The sequence below is a fragment of the Hallella colorans genome (assembly GCF_003096815.1).
GTDB lineage: Bacteria > Bacteroidota > Bacteroidia > Bacteroidales > Bacteroidaceae > Prevotella > Prevotella colorans.
In genome coordinates this window covers 212,067-220,798 of sequence record NZ_QENY01000002.1, presented here as the reverse complement: position 1 = coordinate 220,798, position 8,732 = coordinate 212,067, and the positions used below count along the sequence as shown (strand labels likewise).

Annotated in this window: 4 protein-coding genes and 1 rRNA gene; 1 reads left to right on the top strand and 4 read right to left on the bottom strand. The window is 46.2% G+C overall.

The window, feature by feature from the left end; translation table 11 throughout:
• A 5S ribosomal RNA gene (gene rrf, locus C7379_RS01880) occupies window positions 1-94 on the top strand; the annotation flags it as partial.
• Between the two features lie 428 nt (window positions 95-522).
• Here the strand turns inward: rrf and C7379_RS01875 are convergent.
• Genes C7379_RS01875 through C7379_RS01860 form a run of 4 tightly spaced genes read right to left on the bottom strand, consistent with a single transcriptional unit; the run spans window position 523 to window position 8,688 of the window.
• Complete coding sequence (locus C7379_RS01875; protein ID WP_133241855.1) at window positions 523-1,455, bottom strand: PorV/PorQ family protein; 933 nt, start codon at window positions 1,453-1,455, stop codon at window positions 523-525.
• 4 nt (window positions 1,456-1,459) lie between these two features.
• On the bottom strand, window positions 1,460-4,324 hold the full coding sequence (locus tag C7379_RS01870) for a S8 family serine peptidase (RefSeq protein WP_116615738.1): 2,865 nt from the start codon (window positions 4,322-4,324) through the stop codon (window positions 1,460-1,462).
• Between the two features lie 16 nt (window positions 4,325-4,340).
• A complete protein-coding gene (locus tag C7379_RS01865) occupies window positions 4,341-5,957 on the bottom strand; it encodes a DUF6850 family outer membrane beta-barrel protein (RefSeq protein ID WP_133241854.1) in 1,617 nt (538 codons plus the stop codon).
• A gap of 4 nt (window positions 5,958-5,961) precedes the next feature.
• Window positions 5,962-8,688 carry a TonB-dependent receptor gene (locus C7379_RS01860; RefSeq protein WP_116615736.1) on the bottom strand — a complete coding sequence of 909 codons (2,727 nt, stop codon included), beginning with the start codon at window positions 8,686-8,688 and terminating at the stop codon, window positions 5,962-5,964.
• Window positions 8,689-8,732: the final 44 nt, after the last annotated feature.

The window sequence follows — 8,732 nt, the reverse complement described above, 5'->3', positions numbered from 1 at the left end:
GGGTCCCACCTCTTCCCATTCCGAACAGAGAAGTTAAGCCCGCTTGCGCCGATGGTACTGCAATGCAATGCGGGAGAGTAGGTAGCCGCCTTTTTTCAACGAAGCCCTCAGGATTTTATGTCCTGAGGGCTTTTTTGATATCATTTTTTCTGGCAAAGGTGGTGGCATCGAGAGTTTAGGACTTGGTAGAAAAAGTATGGCGTTTCTTTTTTCTCTGGATGACTCGAAAACAATGATCAAAAAAACAGTAATTATATTTTATAAAATAAAGAACAAGAAGTGAGGAATGGGGAGCGAAGAATGAATGAAGACAGCCGCACCGGATACAAGAAACGTATGGGCTCGGTAGAAGTTTACACGCATGAACTTTTAGCCTACATCATGCCTTCCTGTTTTTACCCTGTTTGCGGTTACTGGTTACCGCAATCGTAGGGATCTGCGGCGTCCCCCCAAAGTAAATACCTGCCGAGCTTTTAGCTTCCCCATTAAATATCAGCTGAGCCGAGTTTAGGGTGTTGTTTTTTAAAAAATCAGCCCAACCCCAGCCATGTACATTTTGCCAACGTTGGCTGTTATGGGTGTTTTCATAGAAGTTTCGATCGTCATTTTCCCAAATCTTGCGTTTAATCCGTATGCCACATAGTTGTCTTCGTCTCCCCAATGCGCTCCCATTTGTAGGCTGAGATAACGCCATACGCAGTAGGCTGTGCCTATTGAGAGAGTGCCACTGTTCTTGACGCGTCCGTTGCCCCTATAGTATCCTCCTTCTGCGGCGATGGTAAGTTTTTGGTCGCTCCATGTGGGTAAAGAAATGTTTCCGCCTGCATATACGAGTGGCGTAAGCATTTTGGTTGTGTTTTGATAACTGTAAAAGCCAACGTTCCGAATTCCCAAGGCGACGGAACTTGCCATGCTGTGCCAATGCGTGGAGTAGGCCGCACCCGCGTTCAGCGCACAGCCATTGGTGGTCATCAGTGTCTTTTCACTCATCAGCGCCCCTGTGACATATATGGACAAATTACTGTTGAATTGCAAGGCATATCCCATGTCGAATGAGACGCTATACATGCATTTGCTGTTTGGGGGCATTTGTTTCATGTTCTTGTCCACATTTTGTTTTAGTTTTCCCATGTCAAGGTATCGCATTCCTACGCCTATTGCCTGTTTTTCACGCCGCCACGTTACTGTAAGCGTGTGCCATATATAGTTGTTAACATACTCGGCGTTGTCGATATAGCCCAATTGGTAGTCGGCGCTTATGGTCGTGTCATTCGTCATGAAAATATTGCATGGCTGTGTGTAGGGGTAGCAACCGCCTTCTCGCAGGGTCGTAGTTCCGCCCATGGCAAGGGAGTTGGCTGACGAGGGTAAATCCACGATGGGAAAGGGGCGGCCTTGCGCCATCGCGTGGCATGAAACGAGGCATCCGATTATGATCAGGAGATATTTATTCATTGAGTTATCTTTTAACGAACATTTCTTGATAGGTCTTTCCTTGGCAGGTTATGTAGAGCGTGTATTGGCCTACCGTGAGACTTGATACGTTCATTGTATAGGTGCGTTTGTCGGCATCTAATGAGGAGGTGTCAAAAGCGTTTGCTTTAACCAGTTTGCCCGCCACGTTCCTTATTTGCCACTTTACATGCCCATCAATGGTATCTCCCACCTTGAGGTATAACATTCCGGAGGTTATCGTGGGAAACAAACTGTATATACCTTCATTCCGATATACAAACACGTCGAAGGTCATCGTGCCGCTCTGACCGTGCTTGTCTGTGGCTTTTATGTGTATTTGTCGCTGTCCCCACGTGGAGCCCACCACGTTCATACGGCCATCTTTGATGGAGATATCTGTTCCTTGGTCTTCATTGTTTATCAGGTCGTACCGGACTGAGTTCACGTCTTCATCGTCCGTTATTTCGCGCAAATCAATTTGTCGGCGCTCCCCCAGCCGCAATCGTATTTTCCGCGCTTGGGTTTTCATGGAGGGGATTTTGTCCGCCACCACCTCTATAATAAACCGATAGGAACTCTTGGCTCCAAGCTCGTCTCTTGCGCTAACCGTGACTGGATAAACGCCAGGCATGTATTGTTTGGCCTCAATGTGTATGTTCACCCCGGATTTAGTGTGTACGATACGCAATTTGTCGACAGTGCTGAAAGCCACGGTCCATTTATGGTTTTCATGGTCTTCGATGCGCAGCGTGATATCCCTGGTGTCATTGCCGGCTAACGTTATGCGCTCGCTCTCGGTGTCAGGCGTAATTTGTGGAGGTGTGTTGTTGAGTGTCGCAATGCTGTTTGGCAATACGGTCAAAGATGATTGGTGTCCATTCCTTGCCTCTGCCAATATGCCAAAATAATATTTTGTGTTGTTATCCAGATGCGTGACGGTATATTGAATCGCTTGGTTTTCTTTGGCAAATTGAGCAGGAATGTTGTACACTTGAACATCCTTGTTGGTGTAATTGGCTGTTGTAATGGGATTTTTGGAACAGTAGAGCACATATTTTTGTAATGAGCCATCAGCCCCATTGTTTTTTGATGTCCACGCCATCCTTATCTTGCCATAGTCCGGTTTGGCCTGATTGACAAGAAAGAAAGGTGCGGTGGGGGTCGTCTCGTGGTCGTAATCAGCCAGTGCCACGAGTGCGTCGGCATAGCCACTGCCCATGGAGTTGCGATATGTCTCGGTTAAATACTTGTTGTAATCTATTGGGCGAACACCTGTCAGAAGTCTTTCCCTAAGTTGTTTGGCGGTGAAACGCGCGTTGCCGTATTTGGAAACTATTAGCGCTGCGATGGCCGATACGTGTGGTGTGGCCATTGACGTGCCTTGCATATAGGCATATTCGCCGTTGGGATGAGCCGTGGTGGCGGGTACGGTGCTCAATATGGCAGACGTGGGCTGGCCATCCTGCAACGGATAAAGCCCATTTACCGGTTTTGAACCACCTGGTGCCGAGATGTCGGTCCACGAACCATAGTTGGTGTACCAAGACGCGCTGAAGTCGGGGTTGAAAGATGATACCGACACCACGGACGATTCCGCCGAAGGCATGCTGGGGGCGGATGTGGCATCGTTGCCGGCGGCAAATACCACCAATCCACCTTGCATCAATGCTTTGTCGGTCTTGTTGCCACCTGCATAGGTGTTAAAATAATGGATGGCATCTTTAATAACTTGTGGCGTTTGTTTCATGATAAGATCGTATCCCCATGAGTTTTGGCTAATTATCGCTCCGTTATTGGCACCATATACGATCGCCGCCGCCTCGCGGTTGCGGTCTCCCGTGCCGATGGTTTCCGAGGAGTGTTTGTCAGAAGGGTTATAATTGGGATTGTTTCTGAATATCTGGCAGCACATCAATCTAACCCCCGTGTTGGGATTGCCGTTTCCTCCTGCTATACTGCTGATACCTTTGGCGTTGTTGTTGCGAGCGGCGATAATCCCCGCGACATGCGTGGCGTGGCGAGTAGGAGTGATGAGTGCGTTATCTTCCGTAAAGTTATAGCCGTACACATCGTCCACATATCCATTGTTGTCATCGTCAATGCCATTGTCTGGTATTTCATTTTTGTTGATCCAAATGCTTTCTTGCAAATCTTCATGGTGAATGTCTATGCCGCCATCCACGACGGCAACGACCACTGACGGATCACCGGTTGTTTGCCGCCAAGCCGCTTCGGCATTGATGTCGGCATGCGCAATACTGCTTATGATGCGCTTTCCCGTAGCGTCAGTATAGTTCCCTATATTGCCATTGTTATGTAGGTTCCACTGTTTGTCGTACAAGGGGTCGTTAAAATATGTGTCCTCGCTTGCTTGTGTCTGCGAGTTGTCATCGCCTGGTATGTATTCAGAGTTTTCCAAAACAGCATGGTAAGCGGGCTCGGTATAGTCTGCGATAGATTCTAATTGATGTTGGGTGGCAGCCCTCGTTCCACACGCTTTGGTGCTGTCCATGGCCATGGAGTACCATGTGTTGAGTGAGGCGGCTCGTTGCCTATGCTCATCCTTGCCGGCAAAGGGAAAGATACGCTCTATTTTATTGGCACCGACATCATGTAAATATTTATCCAGCAAGTCACTTCCCGTTGGTGTAGACAACGTGTTTCTTGAGTTATCTATTTGCTGTATGACACATGCCTTTAGCTTGATATTTAATCTGTTGGGTATGATAGAGACGTCGTGCGATTCCGTTTGACGTGTCAGATCGGTGGTAGTTATCGTGTCGGTGCATGCCGTAAAGGCAATAATGGCTGTTGCTGCCAATAACTGTTGGGCAACATGAAAGCTGTATGTTATGCTGTTTGAGAACATGTGACAAGTATAAAAATTAGAAGAAATAGAACAAACTGCAGTGCATTGCTGTTATTTTCCGATAGTCAGAGCGCATGTAGGACAAGGTTGTTTCGATACCGAACCATTGCCTTCCTTTTAGGTTTCGGGCATAGCCCATACGCATCGATAAACGTTGAGCGTTCTCTCCACGCAGCAAATAGGGCGTGTAAGCATGAGCATCGACAAACTTGTCGAAAGGAATGGGCACCGAATAATAATTTTTTATTCCTTGCCGCATGTCGAGAAGAAAGTCTGCCACAAGACTATTTTTAGTGTTACTCATGGCATAGCCGGTGCCAAGCGATGGAGAAAAGGAGTGATTGGTTATCTTCATTCTTGGCGAAACGTAACTCTCTTGGTAACCATAATAGTTGGCTGCCGCCATCATGTATACCTGATGCTTTATGGACAAAGGCAGAATGTACTTGGCACGTAGGTCTACAGACTGGCTCCGGGCTTTGTATAGCTGTCCGCTTCCCACTTTTTTCGCGTCATAAATGTATTGCTCTTTATTTTGTATTTGATTTTCGTAGATATTTTCCACGCCTTTTTTGACATTCTCATTGCCTGTCAATTGTATGTGCAGGGATGAGCTTTCGAACCGCCTGTCCAGTACTACTTGTTGGCTGAACCTGTGGGTGTGAAGTTCGAATAGGTTTTTGAACGAAGTTTCCTCGGTGCAGGCGTGGCGGTAATTGTATGACAGATGGGTGGCAACGGCCCATTTGCTTTTAGTTTTCCCGTCTCTTTGCCAGAGCATTTCGGTTGTAACCCCTTCTATTTTTTGTGTCCTTCCGTATGCCAACGTGCCTTTGCTCTCCTGACGATGCCATTGCCCAAATCCATAAAACTGGAAAAAACGTATGCCGTCTGACACCGTGTTGGCCGATATGGACTGCCTGTTTAGCTCGGGCGTTACTTTTATGGCGTAAAGATTTTGTCGGTGAACGTATGCCATGTTTAGTCCCAATGTTAACCAATAGGAGTAATTTGACTGTTTGGGGTTGTCCGGGCGTGACTGCGCACTGCCTTCGTATAGAGCGTCGATGCCATAGTAGAGCCTGCCCAATCGGAAGCCATAGCCACCTTTAAGATAATAAATTTCTTGGCGCAGCCATCCCTTGGATAGAGTGTCACCTACAAAATAGGGGTTGTAAAGTTCTGGTTGGGTGGCATAATTATATGTCACACCGTCTTTGCCACGATATATGTAAGTCGCGTTTCCGAAAATGGTACCATGATTGGTGCGGTATGTTCCTGATGCGGCTATGTCTCCATCAAAGAGTTTGCATCCATTGTACGACAGATATTTTCCCGACGTATTGACATGGTTAATGCTTGATTTGAGTATGTTGACATTATCGCGACGGCGACTTTTGAAGTAAGTGCTGCTATCGTTGAGCGATTGCATGAAATGAAAGAGCGCGGCATTCTCACGCATAAGATGTACAGCGCAGTTCTCAATGTCAGTATTATGAAATGGCGTTGGCTCAACATAGGGGGATCTTGCCAACCTGTCTCCACTCAACAGATAGGTTAAGTTGTTCTGCGCGAAAATATTTTGAACACTAATGGATAGCAACAAGCCGATAATGTAAATAGGTATTCTCATGTGTTTAAAAAACGTTGACCGTGAGTTCTGCGCCAAAGAATGGTTTGTGCCAGCTTCTCGTCGTTTGATAATATGCATTGACATATTTAGGATTAATCTGTATAATATTGTTGGCGAAGAACGAAAGTTTGAACGAGCGTCCCATCTCCTTTGTCAATTTTATATTCCATAGAAGTGAGACGGGAGCCTTGTTTTCGTTGTACCGAGCACCTGTAAATTCACGTTTGAGCGATTGTAGTATTGGATTTCGTTCCAATTCTTCATAGCGAAAACGATGAATGACACCATCACAATCGAGGTAATTTGCCGGATATATATCGACATCCTTGCCTAATCTGCTTTTAGTGAACCATACGGTCTGTATAAAATTGGTAAAGATGAGTTTCCATTGGGGTAATCTTGTGTTAATCCACATGTTGGTATTGAGGCTTGATGCATATTTCTTCTCAAATCCATCGTACAGCCCCACGTAGGGATAGGGCTTGTCATTCTGGATAGTGCCCGGCCAATACATGACAGGAATACCGTCGGTATAGATGGTATGATAGTAAGCGCCGTTGACCTCTATGTCTGACTTTATCGCGGTTAGAGTGGGAATGTGTATTCGGTATTCCAATCCTTTTTTGATAACTTTCGCACTGTTTTTGGGCATTCGGTTAGATACAAAAGAGTGCATGGTCCGAGAGAGGAAGTCTTTGCGCGAGGGTTTTGTGCTAACGGGATGTTTCAATTGATAATAATAGGTGTATGTCACTGGCTCGTATTGCGTGAAGTATTCGATGCCATCGTTCATCTCTTCATGAAACGCCGACAGGTTTATTTTCCATCCATGACAAGAAAAGTCGTAGCCTATTTCCCACTTTTTGTTTTTGTTTTCATGCAGATGCGGATTGGAAGGGTCGGCTATATGCGTGTCAAGTATGAGCCGTCGCTTACTCTCGTCGTTGAAGTAGGCGTTCATAACCATCAAATCATGGTATACCTTATCAGGATACAGATAGTCGGCGGAGGGCAGTTTGTTTTCAACTCCATATCCTATGCGAAACGTGTTTTGCATGTGATGAGATCCTGTTATGGTATAAGCCAATTGTATACGAGGCTCTAACAACGGTTTGCCGTGCAGGTCATAATGTTGTGGGAGATTGAGCATCATGGCCTCTCTAACGCCTATGCGCATGTTAACCTCGTTGCGTCGTGCATGGAAACGCAAAGTCATTTCCGCGAACGCGGCCTGATTGACCAATGCGGGGATGTCGCTATTCTTGCGCGGACGTATGAAGCTGCTTGTCGGAAATGGAGGACGTTGAGGGTTCATAATCGTTCCGTCTCCTAAGTTTTTGGTATAATTCAGAGAGGATCCGAGTAACAGGTTGTAGTTTAGGTGTTTGCTCCACTGACCAAATTTTTGTCCGCAAAGTTGTGCGAATGTGTTGATGGGACGATTGATAATTTCGTAATATGTGTCGTAGGTGGATGGCAGGAAGATTCCGTCGTGCTCACCTTCGCCATAGGACTGTGGCATGGGAGTGACAGAATGGTTGACAACATGCTTGTGATGTTCCAATTTGTTGTTGGTATAGTCGGCCGACGTCACCAGTTCGAGATAGTCAATCCAAGGTAGTTCAAGAGCCATCTTCAGTTTGGCAGAGAAGTCAAGGCGTTGGTATAAAGTGTTATATTTCTCCTGGTAAGCCTTAATCAATGCATCTGTCTTGTTATTGTTGAATGATGTCACCCAGCTTCCGCGCATGTTTAAGTCTACGGCTTTGCCCCACCACTGACGTTTGTTGTTATAATTGAGTTGTGTTGTGACGCGGTTGTATGCTCCGCGCGTGTCGGCTATATCTGCGGCAGACTGCACAATATCTGCGCCAATATATAGCGTTCCCAACTGTTCCGACAACAAAAAGCCCTTGCCAGCATATGCCAGTTTATTTAAAGGGTCAAACTTAGCTCTTATCCTTAATGGGCTTTTACCTTGCTTCAAATCTATTTTGATAGCTCCAGAGCTAAGGTTGCCTTCTTTGGCCGACGATATTCCTCGTGTTACTGTGATGCGTTCGATATGGTCTGTGGATATGGTTCGCAGGTCTATACCGGTGTTGGCAGTCACATTGCCGTTAGGGTCAGCCATAGATGTCCCTGTCAGTCCGCTCAGTTGCATACGCATGCCATCATTTTGTATGGGCACTCCATTGATAGAGACGCCCATTCCAAAGGCAGTGGCAAGGTCTGTACCCACCTGCCGAGAGCTGATAAGTGTGTTGTTTTGAATGTTGTTGCTGCCCATCTTTCCACCTGGTAACAATACAAAAATATCATTTAAAGACGTGGGTTGTATGTATTCCAAGGCTTCTTGATTGATTGTGGCCTCGCTCCCGATTTTGCTGTTATATTTAGCGGTGACAGTAAAGTCGCGGAGCGTGACACTCTGTTCGACCATCGCGACATCCAAGGATGCGGTGCCTGCCTTGACGCTTATCTCTTGCGTGGCGTAGCCCATGCATGAAATTCTGAGTCGGTAATCACCGCTAAAAGCATGGCGAAAGACATATTTCCCCTGTACGTCGGCCATAACACCCTTGCCAATATCTATAGCGTAGACGCTGGCAAAACTCACTGGTTGCTTGGTCTTGGTATCGTATATTTTGCCTTGTAGGATGTTTTGAGCGAGCGAAACAGATGCGAGGCTTAACAGAGACACAAGGGTGAGAAACAATTTGTAACGCATAAAGATTAGAAACAATATATGAAAACGACACTAAGTCGCATGTG

Coding starts and splice junctions, on each gene's coding strand:
- C7379_RS01865 (WP_133241854.1), bottom strand. CDS start 5,957: ATGAGAATACCTATTTACATTATCGGCTTGTTGCTATCCATTAGTGTT.
- C7379_RS01860 (WP_116615736.1), bottom strand. CDS start 8,688: ATGCGTTACAAATTGTTTCTCACCCTTGTGTCTCTGTTAAGCCTCGCA.
- C7379_RS01870 (WP_116615738.1), bottom strand. CDS start 4,324: ATGTTCTCAAACAGCATAACATACAGCTTTCATGTTGCCCAACAGTTA.
- C7379_RS01875 (WP_133241855.1), bottom strand. CDS start 1,455: ATGAATAAATATCTCCTGATCATAATCGGATGCCTCGTTTCATGCCAC.